Source organism: Plantactinospora sp. KLBMP9567, from assembly GCF_033446045.1.
Lineage (GTDB): Bacteria > Actinomycetota > Actinomycetes > Mycobacteriales > Micromonosporaceae > Plantactinospora.
On record NZ_JAWQRR010000022.1, the window covers coordinates 256,918 to 271,435 of the forward strand.

The 14,518-nt window shown below is 71.7% G+C and carries 12 protein-coding genes; 4 read left to right on the top strand and 8 right to left on the bottom strand.

Annotation, left to right across the window (positions count from 1 at the left end):
- Nucleotides 1–31: 31 nt before the first annotated feature.
- Nucleotides 32–934, top strand: coding sequence for a dTDP-4-dehydrorhamnose reductase (gene rfbD / locus R6Y94_RS18845; RefSeq protein ID WP_412102809.1), 903 nt, complete (start codon nucleotides 32–34; stop codon nucleotides 932–934).
- An 82-nt stretch (nucleotides 935–1,016) separates the two neighbouring features.
- On the opposite strand, the gene prcA is transcribed toward rfbD, so the two are convergent.
- From prcA to R6Y94_RS18885, 8 genes are all read right to left on the bottom strand, one after another.
- Nucleotides 1,017–1,877 carry a proteasome subunit alpha gene (gene prcA / locus R6Y94_RS18850; RefSeq protein WP_318397179.1) on the bottom strand — a complete coding sequence of 287 codons (861 nt, stop codon included), beginning with the start codon at nucleotides 1,875–1,877 and terminating at the stop codon, nucleotides 1,017–1,019.
- A gap of 60 nt (nucleotides 1,878–1,937) precedes the next feature.
- Entirely contained in the window at nucleotides 1,938–2,777 is an 840-nt protein-coding gene (prcB, locus tag R6Y94_RS18855; protein WP_318397180.1) for a proteasome subunit beta, read from the bottom strand.
- Between the two features lie 327 nt (nucleotides 2,778–3,104).
- A complete protein-coding gene (locus R6Y94_RS18860) occupies nucleotides 3,105–3,320 on the bottom strand; it encodes a ubiquitin-like protein Pup (RefSeq protein ID WP_101366062.1) in 216 nt (71 codons plus the stop codon).
- Between the two features lie 96 nt (nucleotides 3,321–3,416).
- The gene (gene dop / locus R6Y94_RS18865) at nucleotides 3,417–4,934 is read right to left on the bottom strand and encodes a depupylase/deamidase Dop (RefSeq protein WP_412102805.1); all 1,518 of its coding nucleotides are present in this window, start codon (nucleotides 4,932–4,934) and stop codon (nucleotides 3,417–3,419) included.
- Between the two features lie 365 nt (nucleotides 4,935–5,299).
- Nucleotides 5,300–7,081, bottom strand: coding sequence for a proteasome ATPase (gene arc / locus R6Y94_RS18870; protein ID WP_318397181.1), 1,782 nt, complete (start codon nucleotides 7,079–7,081; stop codon nucleotides 5,300–5,302).
- 507 nt (nucleotides 7,082–7,588) lie between these two features.
- Nucleotides 7,589–8,161, bottom strand: coding sequence for a hypothetical protein (locus R6Y94_RS18875; RefSeq protein ID WP_318397182.1), 573 nt, complete (start codon nucleotides 8,159–8,161; stop codon nucleotides 7,589–7,591).
- 159 nt (nucleotides 8,162–8,320) lie between these two features.
- Complete coding sequence (locus R6Y94_RS18880) at nucleotides 8,321–9,265, bottom strand: tRNA (adenine-N1)-methyltransferase (RefSeq protein WP_318397183.1); 945 nt, start codon at nucleotides 9,263–9,265, stop codon at nucleotides 8,321–8,323.
- Nucleotides 9,262–10,416: a site-2 protease family protein gene (locus R6Y94_RS18885; protein ID WP_318397184.1), complete on the bottom strand. Its 1,155-nt coding sequence runs from the start codon at nucleotides 10,414–10,416 to the stop codon at nucleotides 9,262–9,264. Before R6Y94_RS18885 ends, R6Y94_RS18880 begins: the two co-directional genes overlap by 4 nt.
- A gap of 136 nt (nucleotides 10,417–10,552) precedes the next feature.
- On the opposite strand from R6Y94_RS18885, the gene R6Y94_RS18890 reads away from it, so the two are divergent.
- The 3 genes from R6Y94_RS18890 to R6Y94_RS18900 all read left to right on the top strand — a co-directional run bounded on the left by R6Y94_RS18890 (nucleotide 10,553) and on the right by R6Y94_RS18900 (nucleotide 13,753).
- Nucleotides 10,553–11,662, top strand: a complete 1,110-nt coding sequence (locus tag R6Y94_RS18890; RefSeq protein WP_318397185.1) for a PD-(D/E)XK nuclease family protein — start codon at nucleotides 10,553–10,555, stop codon at nucleotides 11,660–11,662.
- A gap of 65 nt (nucleotides 11,663–11,727) precedes the next feature.
- On the top strand, nucleotides 11,728–12,990 hold the full coding sequence (locus tag R6Y94_RS18895; protein WP_318397186.1) for a sensor histidine kinase: 1,263 nt from the start codon (nucleotides 11,728–11,730) through the stop codon (nucleotides 12,988–12,990).
- Nucleotides 12,991–13,066: 76 nt separating this feature from the next.
- Nucleotides 13,067–13,753 (top strand): response regulator transcription factor, encoded by a 687-nt coding sequence (locus R6Y94_RS18900; protein WP_318397187.1) that lies wholly within the window; start codon nucleotides 13,067–13,069, stop codon nucleotides 13,751–13,753.
- The last annotated feature ends 765 nt before the right edge of the window (nucleotides 13,754–14,518 follow it).

Consider the following 14,518-nt stretch of genomic DNA (forward strand, 5'->3'; position numbering starts at 1 on the left):
GCCGAGCTGGCTGGTGACCGGGGCCGGCGGGATGCTGGGCCGGGACCTGGTGGCGGTGCTCTCCGCCCGGCACCCGGGGCGGGTCACCGCCGCCACCCGGGCCGAGGTCGACCTGACCGACCCGGCGGCGGTACGGGCGGCGGTAGCCGGACACCGGATCGTGGTCAACGCCGCCGCCTATACCGACGTGGACGGCGCGGAGGAACAGGAGGCGGCCGCCACCGCCGTCAACGGCACCGGGGTGGCCAACCTGGCGGCGGCGTGTGCCGAGACCGGCGCGCGGCTGCTGCACATCTCCACCGACTACGTCTTCGCCGGCGACGCCGACCGGCCCTATCCGGAGGACGCCCCGACCGCGCCGGTCAACGCGTACGGGCGGAGCAAGCTCGCCGGGGAGCTCGCCGTCGCCCGGCTGCTGCCGCAGACCGGATACCTCGTACGCACCGCGTGGCTGTACGGCGCACACGGCCCCAACTTCGTCACCACAATGCTCCGGCTGGCCACCCAACGCCCACACCTCGACGTGGTGAACGACCAACTCGGGCAGCCGACCTGGTCGTACGCGCTCGCGGAGCGACTGGCCGACCTCGGCGCCACCGCCCACCGGGGCGCCGCACCGGCCGGCATCTACCACGGCACGGCGAGCGGCCGGACCACCTGGTACGGCCTGGCCCGCGAGGTCTTCGCCCGGACCAGGCTCGACGCGGACCGGATCCGTCCCGTCGACAGCGACCGGTTTCCCCGCCCGGCGCGCCGGCCCGGTTACAGCGTGCTCGGGCACGCCGGGTGGTCCCGGGCCGGGCTGGCCCCGATGGCGGACTGGCGCGCGATGCTCGCCGAGGCGCTGCGACCGGACGGGACGCTGGCCGACGCCCGCCCGCCGGCCGGACCGAGCCACGCCGCCGACGACCGGATCCGCTCCGGCTCGCGTTAGCGGCGCGACTGGGCGAGTGGCAACGTACGCGTCCGGTCTTCTGACCGGACGCGTACGGGGCGGCGACTGGAGCGGCGCAGTCCTACTCGGACTTCTCCTCGCCGTTGGTCGACTTGTCACGGCCGGCCGGCTTGGCCTTGCCCTCCAGGTCGGCCGAGCCGGCGGACTCGGCCGGCTTGTCCGGGCCGGGGGCCGGAGTCTTCGGCTCGGCCGGCAGCGCCTCGCCGCCGTCGGCCTTGGCAGGCGCCCCGTCCAGCAGCGAGACCAGTGCGGCACCGGTGATCCGGCGGAAGGTACGGCCGACCCGCCGCCGGTCCAGGATCGCCACCTCGAGTTGGCTGGCGGCGATGGTCCGGGGCGCACCGCCCTCGCCACCGACGCTGCCGAGCGCCCGGACCGCCAGCCGGACCGCAGCGTCCAGCGACATGTCCGGCTGGTGCTCCTCGCGCAGCGCCCCGGTGACCGCCTCCGCCTGCCCGCCCATCGCCATCCGGCCGGGCTCGTCGTTGACCGAACCGTCGTAGGTGATCCGGTAGAGCTCGTCCTGCTCCGGCGTGCTGCCCACCTCGGCGACGCAGATCTCCACCTCGAACGGCTTGGACTGCTCGGTGAAGATCGCACCCAGGGTCTGGGCGTACGCGTTCGCCAGCGCCCGGCCGGTGACGTCCCGCCGGTCGAAGCTGAGCCCGATCGCGTCCGCCATCCGCACTCCCGCGCGGCGCAGGTTCTCGAACTCGTTGTACCGGCCGACCGCCGCGAAGGCGACCCGGTCGTAGATCTCACTGACCTTGTGCAGGGCGCTGGAGAGGTTCTCCGCCACGAAGAGCACCCCGCCGGAGTAGCTGAGCGTCACGGCGCTCCGCCCGCGCGCGATGCCCTTGCGGGCCAGCTCCGAGCGGTCGCGCATGATCTGCTCGGGTGAGGCGTAGAACTGCATGGCCACGGCGGCGGTTCTCCTAACCGGTTCTGCTGACGACGGCGGGTTGCGGGTGGTACGGGGCGGTCAGCCGCCCGGGTTCTCCATCCGGGCGGCGACCACCGCTTCGGCGACCTCGGCCGCCTCGGCGTCGGAGAGCCGGTTGGTGCCCTCCGCGGTGGCCGTCATCACCACTGGGAAGATGCGGCGGCTCAGGTCGGGACCACCGGTGGCGCTGTCGTCGTCGGCGGCGTCGTAGAGCGCCTCGACGGCGATCCGGATGGCGTCGGGGGTACTCAGCCCGGGGCGGTACCGCTTCTTCAGCGCCGCCTTCGCGAAGAGCGAGCCGGAGCCGATGCCGTCGTAGCCGGTCTCCTCGTAGGGTCCGCCGGCCACGTCGAAGCTGAAGATCCGGCCGGCCTTGGCCGGATCGGTGGCCGCCAGGTCGAAGCCGGCGAAGAGCGGAATCACCGCGAGCCCCTGCATCGCCGCACCGAGGTTGCCGCGGATCATCGCGGCAAGCCGGTTGGCCTTGCCGTCGAGGGAGAGCATCGCTCCCTCGATCTTCTCGTAGTGCTCCAGCTCCACCTGGAAGAGTCGCACCATCTCCAGGGCGATGCCCGCCGTGCCGGCGAAGCCGACCAGCGAGTATTCGTCGGCGGGGTGCACCTTGCGGATGTCCCGGCTGGAGATCAGGTTGCCCATGGTGCCCCGCCGGTCACCGGCCATCACCACCCCGTCCGCGGTGGTCAGCGCGACGATGGTGGTGGCGTGCGGAACGAGCTCGCCGGCGGACCCGGGCGGCAGCGGCCGGCGACCGGGCAGCAGGTCGGGGGCTGCCGTGCTCAGGAACTGGGTGAACGAGGACGTCCCCACGTTGAGGAACACGTCTGGTAGACGCCCGGTTGGATCAAAAGCCGCTGCCACGTGCTCCCTCTCAGCTGTCTCATCACGTCGCCCGGATCCCCCGCGTCAGCGCAGGAACCGGGCGAGGCCACCGTTTGCGGTTGAAGCAGAGTATCCCCCGGATCTCCCCGGTGCGATGATCGTCGTCGCCGTGTTGCGCCACTCCGACGGCGACGCCCCTGTGTGCCCCGGCTGCCGCCGGTGCGCCGGCCGGTCACCACCCGGGCACCTGGGTCGGGCCCGCGCTACCCGCTCGGCCACCACGCCGGTGCGTCGGCACAGGCGCACCGCCGCGCACCGCGCCGGGTTCGGCGTGGGTGGACCACGTCCGACCCGGCCCGGGTACGGCTACTGTCCGCCCTTCTGGACGTAGCCCCGGACGAACTCCTCGGCGTTCTCCTCGAGCACCGAGTCGATCTCGTCCAGCAGGTCGTCGACGTCCTCGGTGATCTCCGCGTGCCGCTCGGCGACCTCCGGGTTCGCCTCGGTCGCGACCTCGTCGACCTCCTCGTCCCGGCGCGCCTTGCCGGACTGTGACTGACCGCCGGTGTCACGGGTAGCCATATCTGCTGCCTCCTCCACGATCGCCTGGGGAAAACTTACCTCGGATGGACGACGAATCCTCCGGCACCGCCGCTGCCGGCGGCGGGTGGCCCGGCGTCAGCCACCGGTGATCGTCTCCAGCAGGTCCTTGGCGCTCGCGCACCGGTCGAACAACGCGCCGACGTGCTTGCGGGTGCCCCGCTCGGGTTCCATCATCGGGACCCGCACCAGGGACTCCCGGCCGACGTCGAAGATGACCGAGTCCCAGCTCGCCGCCACCACCTCGGAGGCGTACTGGGCGAGGCAGCGGCCCCGGAAGTAGGCCCGGGTGTCCTCCGGCGGCTCGGTCATCGCCGCCCGGGTCAGCTCCTCGGGCAGCAGCGTCGCCATCGCCCCCCGGCTGACCAGCCGGTGGTAGAGGCCCTTCTCCGGGCGTACGTCGGAGTACTGCAGGTCGACCAGTTGCAGCTTGTGCGAGGCCCAGCCGAGCTTCTCCCGCTCCCGGTAGCCCTCCAGCAGCCGCAGCTTCGCCACCCAGTCCAGCTCGCCGGCGCAGAGCATCGGGTCCCGGCCGAGCCGGTCGAGTACACCCTCCCAGCGGTCAAGCACGTCGACGGTGTCGGAGTCGAGGTCGTCGCCGTATCGCTCGTCCACAAAGGAACGCGCCCGCTCGAAGTACGCCCACTGCAGGTCGAGCGCGGTCAGCCGGCGGCCGTCGCGCAGCCGGAGCCGGTGCGACAGCGACGGGTCGTGGCTGACCGCCTTCAGCTCACCCACCGGGTCGGCGATGGCCAGGTCCGGGCTGAGCGCCTTCTCCTCGATCATGGTGAGCACCAGCGCCGTGGTGCCGACCTTGAGATAGGTGGAGATTTCGGACAGGTTGGCGTCGCCGATGATGACGTGCAGCCGGCGATATTTGTCGGCGTCCGCGTGCGGCTCGTCCCGGGTGTTGATGATCGGCCGCTTCAGCGTCGTCTCGAGGCCGACCTCGACCTCGAAGAAATCGGCCCGTTGCGAGATCTGGAAGCCGGGCTGCGAACCGTCCTGGCCGATGCCGACCCGGCCGGCGCCGCAGACGATCTGCCGGGTCACGAAGAACGGTGTCAGGTACGCGACGATGTCGGCGAACGGCGTCTGCCGGCGCATCAGGTAGTTTTCGTGCGCGCCGTAGCTGGCACCCTTGTTGTCGGTGTTGTTCTTGTAGAGGTGGATCGGGTGGGTGCCGGGGATGGTGGCGGCCCGCCGGGACGCCTCGGCCATCACCCGCTCCCCCGCCTTGTCCCAGCGGACCAGGTCCAGCGGGTTGGTCACCTCGGGAGTGGAGTATTCCGGGTGGGCGTGGTCGACATATAGCCGGGCGCCGTTGGTCAGTATCACGTTGGCCAGCCCGAGATCCTCGTCGGCCAGCGCCTCCGCCGGGTCGTAGGCGGCGCCCGAGTAGGTGAAGCCGCGGGCGTCCCGCAGCGGGGACTCCTCCTCGTAGTCCCAGCGGGCCCGGCCGCCCCGGGCCAGCTCAGGGCGGGCACCGTAGGCATTCACCACCTGCGAGGAGGTCACCATCGGGTTGGCTCCGGCCTGGCCGGGCACGGAGATGCCGTACTCCACCTCGGTGCCCATGATCCGCCGGACACTCATGCCGCCGCCTCGCTTCGCTCCGTGCCACCATGAGGCACGACCGCCCTGAGCCCGATGATTCGCTCGCTACGCTTACTCATGCCGGCACTCCGCTTCGCTCCGTGCCACCATGAGGCACGACCGCCCTGAGCCCGATGATTCGCTCGCTACGCTCGCTCATGCCGCCGCCTCGCTCCGCTTACCCATGCCGTTGAGCCTAGTCCGCGCCGCCGCCGGATTGCTCGCCCGGTGTGTCGACACGGCCACGGTACGCCTTCACCGCCCGTTCGACCCGATTCGGTACCGGTGGCCCCGGGGGCGCGCCGTGGGATCCCGGACAGCACTGTGGGCGCCGCGATGGCGGCGCCCACAGATGCCGTCGTCCGTTACAGGTATTGGCCGGTGTTGCTGGCGGTCTCGATGGACCGGCCGGCCTCCGCGCCCTTGCCACCGGAGACGAGGGTACGGATGTAGACGATCCGCTCCCCCTTCTTGCCGGAGATCCGGGCCCAGTCGTCGGGATTGGTGGTGTTGGGCAGGTCCTCGTTCTCGCGGAACTCGTCGACGCAGGCGTCGAGCAGGTGCTGCAACCGCAGCCCCTTGCGCCCGGAGGAGAGGAACTCCTTGATCGCCATCTTCTTGCCCCGGTCGACGATGTTCTGGATCATCGCGCCGGAGTTGAAGTCCTTGAAGTAGAGGACTTCCTTGTCGCCATTGGCGTAGGTGACCTCGAGGAAGCGGTTCTCCTCGGTCTCCGAGTACATCCGCAGCACGACCGCCTCGATCATGGCGGCAACCGTGGACTGCGGGTCATTGCCGTGCTCGGTCAGGTCGTCCGGGTGCAGCGGCAGCCCGGTGAGGATGTACTTGGAGAAGATGTCCTTGGCCGCCTCGGCGTCCGGCCGCTCAATCTTGATCTTCACGTCGAGCCGGCCGGGGCGGAGGATCGCCGGGTCGATCATGTCCTCCCGGTTGGAGGCGCCGATCACGATCACGTTCTCCAGGCCCTCGACACCGTCGATCTCGCTGAGTAGCTGCGGGACGATGGTGTTCTCCACGTCGGAGGAGACGCCGGAGCCCCGGGTCCGGAACACCGAGTCCATCTCGTCGAAGAACACGATGACCGGGGTACCCTCGCCGGCCTTCTCCCGAGCCCGCTGGAAGATCAGCCGGATGTGCCGCTCGGTCTCGCCGACGTACTTGTTGAGCAGCTCCGGGCCCTTGATGTTGAGGAAGAAGCTGGTGTGCTTCTCCTCGCCCCGCCGCTCGGCGATCTTCTTGGCCAGCGAGTTCGCCACCGCCTTGGCGATCAGCGTCTTGCCGCAGCCGGGCGGACCGTAGAGCAGGATGCCCTTCGGCGGCCGGAGCTGGTGCTCGCGGAAGAGGTCGGCGTGCAGGAACGGCAACTCGACGGCGTCGCGGATCTGCTCGATCTGGGCCTGCAGGCCACCGATGTCGCCGTAGTCGACGTCCGGCACCTCCTCCAGGACCAGTTCCTCGACCTCGCTCTTCGGGATCCGCTCGTACGCGTACGCCGAGCGGGGCTCGATCATGAGCGAGTCACCGGCCCGCAGTGGCGCACCGATGAGAGTCTCCGCGAGGTGGACGATCCGTTCCTCGTCGGCGTGGGAGATCACCAGTGCCCGGTCGCCGGCGCCGCCGGTAGGGCTGTCCAGCACCTCCTTGAGCATGACGACCTCGCCGACCCGCTCGTAGCCGAACGCGTCGACGATGTTGAGCGCGTCGTTGAGCAGGACCTCCTGCCCACGGCGCAGCTCCGCCACGTCGAGCGAGGGTGACACCGCCACCCGGAGCTTGCGACCACCCGTGAAGACGTCGACCGTGCCGTCGTCGTGCCGGGCCAGGAAGACACCATAACCGCTGGGCGGTTGCGCCAGCCGGTCAATCTCCTCCTTGAGGGTGACGATCTGGGCGCGTGCCTCCTTGAGGGTGTTCACGAGCCGCTCGTTGTTCTCCGTGAGTCGAGCCAACTGCGCCTGTGTCGCCGCCAGCCGTTCCTCAAGCTGCCGGACGTGTCGAGGGCTTTCGGTCAACTTGCGCCGCACCAGAGCGAGTTCCTCTTGAAGAAACGCGACCTGGGTGGAGAGATCGTGGGCCTCCTTCTCCCACCGTGCGGCGCGCGAGTCCGCGTCGTCGCTGCGTGCCACGTCCCACCTCCCCGGGGGCTTGAACGTTCTGCCCTAACACTAACCGCTATGACGCTGATTCGGTTCCACGCAACACCCTCGTCGCCGAACCTTGATCACGTCGTCAACGACCGGTGGGGCCGATGTCGATGGATCGGGGTACCGTCGCGGCGGGCCGGGAGGGTCTGCGGCGACCGCGTCCGACGCTGCCGGCGAGCGACCGGGTCGCGGCTGACCAGGCACTCCCGTACCGTAGCGCCGTTCTGACGGCGCCACGCTCCTGATTCGGCGTCGCGGCGCTACCGCACGTCGCGGCGCCGGTGACCTCGCCACACATGACGCGGTGCGTCGCCCCGACACCGGGCGCACCGGAAAACGGTCAACCGGGCCGGCCGGACGGTTCGGGGACGCGAGGGGCGGCACCCGGACGGTCCGGGGACGCGAGGGGCGGCACCCGGACGGTCCGGGGACGCGAGGGCGTGAGGTTTCCCACGGACGAGCACGGGACGTTTCTCAGGGCGACGGTGCTCACAGGGTGGGACGGCCAACCACCGAGGCGACCAACCGGGCGAACTCCTCCAGCCGGGCGATCTGTCCCGCGCCGCCGTCGTCGAGCGTCTTGCCGAACCGCAGCGCGTCGTGCCGGGGCGGCACCTGCGCGTCGTCGCCCGGCACGCCCTCGTCGAGCGAGCTGAGCAGCAGGTAGACGTCGATGCTGTCGACCCGGATCTGGCCGGTCGGCGTACGGCTCAGCCGGCGCCGGCAGCCCACCTCGCTGACCGTCGAGACCGGTACCACCCGCAGCGACGAGGTCATCGAGCCGGCCGGGCCGTCGTCGGGCGGCACGTCCTCGCCGTGCCAGAGGATCAGCCGGCTGCCGTCACAGATCGCCACCTCCTGCCAGACCCCGTTAACCTCGTTGACGAAGCGCTCCAGGGTGAAGCCGAGCACCGAGGCGCCGTTCAGCACTCCGGTCAGCGCCTCCATCGCGACGTCCGGATCGCGCAGGTACGCCCGGGCGGCCGACTCCAGGTCCCGGTACGGCGACCAGTCCGGGAACACCGCCGGCAGGTCTCCCCCGCCGAACGCCGGCCGGCTCATGCCGACACCCCGCTGCGCTCAGCGCCGCCATGAGACACATCCGCGCCGAGCTGAGGCCGATCCGCGCCGAGCCGGCCGATTCGCTCACTGCGCTCGCTCATGCCGTCTCCTCGCCGTGCTCGGCACGCCCGCTGATGCGTCGACTCCGGCGGGAAGGGTTCACTCCGCAGCCCTCCCGGAGGTCGCCTCGGCCTCCTGCCGAGCCTGGCGGCGCAGCGCATACGCCTCGGCGCCCTTGCTGGGCTTGCGACGGCGCGGCGGCGCGGTGACCCCGGGCGCGAGCCGGCGACTGGAGACGAGGAAGGCGGTGTGCGCGATCATGCGGTGGTCCGGGCGCACGGCGAGCCCGTCCGCGTGCCAGTCCCGGACCAGCGACTCCCAGGCCCGCGGCTCGGTGAACCCGCCCCGCTCGCGCAGCGCCTCCACCAGCTCGGAGAGCTGGGGCGTGGTGGCGACGTAACCGATGAACACCCCGCCCGGGACCAGCGCGCGTTCGACCATGTCGAGCGCCTCCCAGGGGGTGAGGAGGTCAAGGATGATCCGGTCGAAACCGGATTCCTGGCAGTCTGCCACGTCGCCCACCCGGAGATTCCAGGCTGGATGCGGTCCACCGAAGAAGGATTCCACATTTCTGCGGGCGATTTCGGAGAAGTCCTCGCGCAGTTCGTAGGAATGCAGTTCGCCCTCCGGGCCGACGGCCCGGAGCAGCGAGCAGGTGAGCGCGCCGGACCCGACACCGGCCTCCAGGACCTTCGCGCCGGGGAAGATGTCGCCCATCGTCACGATCTGGGCCGCGTCCTTGGGATAGATCACCTGCGCACCGCGCGGCATGGAGAGCACGTAGTCCGCGAGCAGCGGCCGCAGCGCGAGGTAGGCCGTGCCGCCGGTCGAGGTGACCACGCTCCCGTCCGGCAATCCGATCAACGCGTCGTGGTCCAGCGCGCCGCGATGGGTATGGAAAGACCGCCCGGGCTCCAGCGTGATGGTGTGCATCCGCCCCTTCGGGTCGGTGAGCTGGACCCGGTCACCGGGGCGGAACGGCCCTCGGCGCGCCGGCACCGGTGCGGTCGGGGCGGCGGGGACGGCGGTGGGCTGTGCGGTCACTGAGTCATCTTCCGTTTCGGCTCCAGGAGCTGCGCCAGGTCGGCGATATGCAGAACGCCGACCACATCTTCGCCTGAGGTCACCAGGTACTGCGCGCCCGGGTGGGCCTGCACCGCGTGCACCACCTGCTCCCCGCCGAGCCCGACGGCGAGACTGGGCACCCCGTCCACGCCCCGGGCCACCGCGTCCACCGCCACCCAGGGCCGGCGCTCGGCCGGTACGGCCTCGGCGGCGGTCCGGTCGACCAGCGCCACCAGCCGGCCGGACGAGTCCGCGACCCCGAGCGCCGAACCGGGCTGCCCGGCGTCCACCCCGCGCCGCTGCGCCTCGGCCAGCGGCGTGCCGCTCGGCACCGAGAAGACCGGCCGCGCCAGCCGGGCCAGGTCGATGAGGGGGAACCGGCGGCTGATCCGGGCTGCCCGGATCGCCTGACCGGCGCCCTGCCAGAGGGTGAACGCAACCAGCAGCACCAGCGCCAGGCCCAGCCACGGCAGCCCGCCGAGCCAGGTCAGCAGCGTGAAGAGCACGGCGGTGCCGATCGCCACGGCCCGGCCGAACCAGCCGGCCACCTCGGTGGCCAGGTGCCGGTCCCGAGTGACGGCCCAGACCCCGGCCCGCAGCGCCCGACCGCCGTCCAGCGGCAGTCCGGGCAGGATGTTGAAGAGCCCGACCAGCACGTTGCTGGCGGCGAACTGGAAGGCGAACTGGTTGGCCAGGGTGCCGTCCGGAATGGCGAGCGTGGCGCCGACCCCCACCAGCCCGAGTACCAGGGAGACCGCCGGCCCGGCGAGCGAGACGAGCAGGTCCACCCGGGGCGTCGGGGCGTCCCGCTCCATCTCCGTGTAGCCGCCGAGCAGTTCGAGGGTGATGCCGCGCACTCCGATCCCGTACCGACGGGCGGTCAGCGCGTGCCCCAACTCGTGCAGCAGCACCGAGCCGAGCAGCAGGACCACAAAAACCAGCCCGACGAGATAGCCGGTGAGCTGCGACAACCCGAGCTGCTGCCGGACGAACTCGCCGTACATGACGGTGATCAGGGCCACCAGGAGCAGCATGGACGGGTTCAGGTAGACCGGGACGCCGAACACCCGGCCGACGGTGAGGCCGGGCCGCCGGTCACCGCCGCGTCGCGGTCGCGAGTTTGCCTCCATCTCCTCTGATGCTACGGAACATCCCGTCGGGTGGGCCCGCCGGTTCGGCCGGGGTGACCGTCGACGATCGGCGCCGGTACGCATGGCGGGGCGGGTGGGCCGGGTTCGGTCGTACCCGTGACATAGCCTTCCGGACATGACGGCGGAGACGGTGACATCGCAGACAGCCACGGACGGCCCGGCGGATCTCCCGACCGAGACCCCGGCCGCGTCGCGGGTCACCGCATCGCTGTCACCGTCCCGGGCGGCCGACTTCAAGACCTGTCCCCTGCTCTACCGGTTCCGCAGCATCGACCGGCTGCCGGAGCGGCCGAGTGTCGAGCAGGCTCGCGGCACCCTGGTGCACGCGGTGCTGGAACGCCTCTTCGACCTGCCGGCCGAGCAGCGGACGCCAGCGGCCGCCGGTGACCTGGTGGCGCCGCAGTGGGACCGGCTGGTGACCGAGCAGGCGGAGCTGGCCGAGGTCTTCACCGCCGGTGACCTCGCCGGTCCGGCCGAGTTCCTGACCTCGGCCCGAGAGTTGCTCGACGGCTACTTCACGGTGGAGGATCCGCGTCGGCTGGAGCCGGCCGAGCGGGAGACCCTGGTCTCCACGGTGGTGGACGACCAACTGCTCATCCGGGGATACATCGATCGGCTGGACGTCTCGCCGGACGGCGCGCTGCGGGTGGTCGACTACAAGACCGGCGGCGCGCCCCGGGAGGCGTTCGAGGCCCGGGCACTGTTCCAGCTCAAGTTCTACGCCCTGGTGCTGTGGCGCACCCGGGGAGTGGTGCCCAGGGTGCTGCGCCTGCTCTATCTGAAGGACGCGGAGGTCTGCGACTACACCCCCGACGCCGAGGAGCTGGCCCGGTTCGAGCGCACCGTGCTGGCGCTCTGGCGGGCCATCGAGCAGGCCACCCGGGCCCGCGACTTCCGGCCCAAGCCGAGCCGGCTCTGCGACTGGTGCAGTCACCAGGCGCACTGCCCCACCTTCGGCGGCACTCCGCCGCCGTTCCCGGAACCGACCGTGCCGGTCGACCCGACCGCTCCGATCGCGCCACCGTCCCGGCCCGGCGCCCGTCCGGCTCCGGCTCCGGCTCCGGCTCCGGCTCCGGCTCCGGCTCCGGCTCCGGCTCCGGCTCCGGCTCCGGCGAGCGTATCGGGCGCCCCGGCGCTACCGAACCAGTCGACCAGGCCGGGCCGGCCGGACGCGGCCCGGAGGCTCGGGGTTGGCTCCGCCCAGGAGGAGCAAGGATCCTCCTGAAGGAGGATCCGCAGGTCGCCGCTGGCGACGACCTGTCGCGCCACACAGCGGCTAGCGTCGCCAGCATGACCCGAACCGATGCCCCCGTGACGCCGGTCCCCGGCCGGATCCCGGGGAGCTGGCGGCGCATCCGGCTCGATCCCGGGCAGCGCAGATGGCTGGCCCGGGACGGGCTGCTCGCGGTCGCCGCCGTCGTGGTGGAGGGGGTGCTCGTCGGCACCGCGCCGCCCGGAGTCGCCCCGTGGGGGTGGCCCGGGACAGCGCTCTGGAGCATCCTCTGTGCCACCCCGATCGCGCTGCGCCGGGTGGCTCCCTGGCCGGCGGTGATGCTGGCGGTCCCGATCTTCGTCGCCTCGGTCCTGGCCGACGCGCAGCCGGTCACTGTCGGGGCCACCTTCGTGCTGCTGACCTACACCACCGCCGCGCTGCTGCCCCTTCGCCAGGCGGCACTGGCCGCCGGGGCGCTCTGGGGGCCGGCCCTGGCCGTCGCCCTCGTCGAGCCGCCGCCGCCCGACTTCACCGAACCCTCCCCCGCGTACCTGGTCTTCACCCAGGTGCTGCTCGCGCTGGTCTGCTTCTTCGTCGGCCGTACGGTGCACGCCCGGCGGGCCACCATCCTGGCCCTGGAGGAGCGGGCCCGGGTCGCCGAGGAGAACCAGCGGTCGCTGGCCGACCAGGCCGTCGCCGACGAACGTCGGCGGATCGCCCGTGAGCTGCACGACGTGGTCGCGCACCACGTCAGCGTGATGGGCGTACTGGCCACCGGGGCGCGCCGGGTGCTCTCCCGGGATCCGGCGGCCACCGACGGTGCACTGGGCACCATCGAGGAGACCAGTCGGACGACCCTGCGCGAGTTGCGACGACTGCTGGACGTGCTGCGTACCGACGCCGAGCCGGCCGCCGAACTGTCCCCGCAACCGGGACTGGCCGGCATCGAGGCGCTGGTGGAGCAGGTGAGGGAGGCCGGCCTGCCGGTGACCCTGCGGGTGGACGGCACGCCGGGCCCGCTGGACCCCGGGGTGGCGCTGACCGTGTTCCGGATCGTGCAGGAGGCACTGACCAACACCCTCAAGCACGCCGGCGCGGCGACCGCCCAGGTGCGGTTGAGTTTCGGGGTCTACTGGTTGATCGTCGAGGTCGCGGACACCGGCCGGGGACCTGCGCCGGAGAGCGGGCGGCTGGGCCACGGCCTGGTGGGAATGCGGGAACGGATGGCCCTCTACGGTGGAACCCTGCGCACCGGGCCCCGTCCCGGCGGCGGCTACCGGGTGTACGCCAAGATGCCGATGGAGCAACTGGGCGCGCCGATCAACAAGGGGGCGGCATGAGCGAGCGGAGCGAGCGAATCAGCCAGCTCAGTGCGAATGAGCCTCATGACGGCACGCAGCGCAGCGGAGGGCCGGCATGAGTGACGGCAGGGAGACGGGCCGGCCGGTACGCGTCCTGCTCGCCGACGACCAGCCGCTGCTGCGTACCGGGTTCCGGATGGTGCTGGGCGCGGAGGACGACCTGGACATCGTCGGCGAGGCGGGAGACGGCGTCGAGGCGGTCGACCTGTCCCGGCGTCTGCTCCCCGACGTGGTGCTGATGGATATCCGGATGCCCCGGATGGACGGTGTCGCCGCCACCCGGGCGATCATCGACGCCCGGCTGCCGGTCCGGGTGCTCATCCTGACCACCTTCGACCTCGACGAGTACGTCGTCGGCGCGCTCCGGGCCGGGGCGAGCGGCTTCCTGGCCAAGGACGTACCCGCCGAGGACCTGGTCACCGCCATCCGGACCGTCGCCGCAGGCGAGGCGGTGGTGGCGCCCCGGATCCTCAAGCGACTGCTGGACCGGTTCGCCGAGACCCTGCCCGACCCGGACGCCACCCCGCCCAAGGCGATCGGCGTGCTCACCGAGCGGGAGCGGGAGGTGCTGGTCCAGGTGGCCCGCGGGCTCTCCAACGCGGAGATCGCCCGGGCGCTGTCGGTCAGCGAGACGACCATCAAGACCCACGTCGGGCACGTGTTGACCAAACTCGGCCTCCGCGACCGGGTCCAGGCGGTGGTGCTGGCCTACGAGACCGGGCTGGTTCGGCCCGGCGCGTGACGACGCCGCCACGGCCTGTTCCGCTTGATCGGGTCGGTGAAGGTGGCGTCCGCGCGGCAGAGCCCAGCTCGGCCGACCGGGCGGCCGCCGCCCCGGCGCCGATGTCGTCCCGGAACTCCCGGCGCCCGTTCACCGTCCCGAGGTCCGTCGCGCCGGCCCGACCAACCCTGAGTCGTACCCCGGGGCGGGGCCGTCCGGCAGGCGTAGCCGGCGGGCGACGTACCACCCTGGAGGAGTAGGCCCGACGGCCCGGAGGGCGTACGACCCGTCGGCCGTGGAGTCGTCCAGCGGGAGGACCGGCCCGGAGCAGGGGGCGTACCCGAAGACCATCCCGGCGCACGACGGCCCGCCGGTTTCCCGCGCCTACCGTTTTCACCAGGTACGGCGAGGGTGGCGGAGGTTCCGCCGCCGGGGCGGACGGAGAGAACGACATGACCGCGACAACGGGGGCAGCGGAGCGGACCGGATCGACGTTCCGGCGATCGACTAACAGCGCAAGCGGATCATGACACACTGGTACGACCCGCCCCGAGATCCGGCCGGAGCCGGACAGCGGGGCCGCGACCAAACGTATCCGCCCGATAAGGAATCGGACCGTGAAATGCCGAGCCGATCCGGGCCACGAAAGAGATCGGCGAACATCGGCGAGTCGTAGCCCCGGTCCGCCGGGATGCCGACACCGGCGGAGTTAACGGCGCCGACACATATCAGTCAGGGGCAACCCTGATTCGGTATCAGGGCGCACCCGCAGCAAATTTCCGCGTC

Excerpts from the sequence above, each read along its gene's own strand:
- R6Y94_RS18885 (WP_318397184.1), bottom strand. The coding sequence starts at position 10,416 with ATGGAGGCAAACTCGCGACCGCGACGCGGCGGTGACCGGCGGCCCGGC.
- R6Y94_RS18875 (WP_318397182.1), bottom strand. The coding sequence starts at position 8,161 with ATGAGCCGGCCGGCGTTCGGCGGGGGAGACCTGCCGGCGGTGTTCCCG.
- R6Y94_RS18890 (WP_318397185.1), top strand. The coding sequence starts at position 10,553 with ATGACGGCGGAGACGGTGACATCGCAGACAGCCACGGACGGCCCGGCG.
- R6Y94_RS18895 (WP_318397186.1), top strand. The coding sequence starts at position 11,728 with ATGACCCGAACCGATGCCCCCGTGACGCCGGTCCCCGGCCGGATCCCG.
- rfbD (WP_412102809.1), top strand. The coding sequence starts at position 32 with ATGCTGGGCCGGGACCTGGTGGCGGTGCTCTCCGCCCGGCACCCGGGG.
- dop (WP_412102805.1), bottom strand. The coding sequence starts at position 4,934 with ATGAGTGTCCGGCGGATCATGGGCACCGAGGTGGAGTACGGCATCTCC.
- R6Y94_RS18860 (WP_101366062.1), bottom strand. The coding sequence starts at position 3,320 with ATGGCTACCCGTGACACCGGCGGTCAGTCACAGTCCGGCAAGGCGCGC.
- R6Y94_RS18900 (WP_318397187.1), top strand. The coding sequence starts at position 13,067 with ATGAGTGACGGCAGGGAGACGGGCCGGCCGGTACGCGTCCTGCTCGCC.